At 32.2% G+C, this 1,145-nt stretch carries 2 protein-coding genes and 1 pseudogene; all 3 read right to left on the reverse strand.

The window, feature by feature from the left end; genetic code table 11:
• Positions 1–363 (reverse strand): CDP-glycerol glycerophosphotransferase family protein (locus tag RT405_RS02985; protein WP_313467434.1); only part of this gene is annotated, 363 nt, incomplete at its 3' end.
• Positions 364–399: 36 nt separating this feature from the next.
• Positions 400–846: a glycerol-3-phosphate cytidylyltransferase gene (tagD, locus tag RT405_RS02990; RefSeq protein ID WP_313467436.1), complete on the reverse strand. Its 447-nt coding sequence runs from the start codon at positions 844–846 to the stop codon at positions 400–402.
• Between the two features lie 32 nt (positions 847–878).
• Positions 879–1,145: pseudogene (locus tag RT405_RS02995) on the reverse strand (Teichoic acid translocation permease TagG); the annotation flags it as partial.

The following is a 1,145-nucleotide window of genomic DNA, read 5'->3' on the forward strand; positions in this document are numbered from 1 at the left end:
AGGTGTTCCGTGCCAAGTCTGTACGTAACTTGTTTCTTTTCTCTTTGGTATCCACTTAGGTAATCTCGCATTAGTAATCCAAATTTTTGCCCGAGCCATATAATAAAGCCAACGTAGTGAAAAGCGATATAGTATTTGAATGTCTTTATCTTTAATAATATGTCGATCTTTATATCGAATACTCCAAATAAGCTTATACTCATTGTTAGTGTGTTGCTTAAAATAATCATAAAGAGCTTTAGGATTATCATCAAATCTCCCCCCATATTGTGACTCAAACATCACTACATTTGGAAAGACCGGAAAGAGTGAAAAGAAACGAAACATTGAAGATAGGAAAAAAATGATGATTTTTTGTTTCATTTTTCTTTTACGCTCCCCTTGCTGGTTTTCATTAAATTAAATTTCTTCATTGATATCTTCTTCAATTTTTTGACTTAATTTATCTACTTCTGCTTTTATTTCTTTCAAGTCTTCTTTAATTTTTGTAGTTGAGACGCCTTCTGTACGCGGCAAGTAGACAACTTGACAATACTCTTTTAAAAAGTCAAATTCCCCTTCCCAATCGTCACCCATTACAAATAAATCAATGTCATATTTTTTTACATCTTTGACTTTTTGTTCCCATTCATTTTCTGGAATAACTTCATCAACACAAGCCAAAGCTTCTAAAATTAATTTACGATCTTCCCATGAAGTATATGCTTTCTTTCCTTTAATTGCATTAAACTCATCTGTTGATACAGCAACCGTTAAATGATCACCTAAAGCACGTGCTCGTTGTAATAATAAAACATGTCCTTTGTGTAATAAATCAAATGTTCCATAAGTTAAAACTTTTTTCATCCTGCTACCTCCTGAATTTTCACTACTTATTTTTAAATAAAGTCAACAAAACGTGCTCGGAATTTCATATGGATATGAGTTCCTACAAGTAAAACCACTAAGATAAAACCCCAGAAAATTAATAGTAGAGTCGGATTTTCCCAAAACCAACCCTGAGATAAAAAGCTATCTCTGAAACCTGTAATAATATAATAAACCGGATTTAGTTGAAGTGTTTTAACTAACCAATCGGGAAAATTACGTGTTTGAATATCCCATATTGGGCCTGATACATAAAACAACAATCGTAGAATTGATTG

This window comes from Carnobacterium sp., assembly GCF_032094055.1.
Taxonomy (GTDB): domain Bacteria; phylum Bacillota; class Bacilli; order Lactobacillales; family Carnobacteriaceae; genus Carnobacterium_A.

Bases quoted from the DNA above. Each gene is read 5' to 3' on its own strand.
- tagD (WP_313467436.1), bottom strand. From the start codon at position 846: ATGAAAAAAGTTTTAACTTATGGAACATTTGATTTATTACACAAAGGA.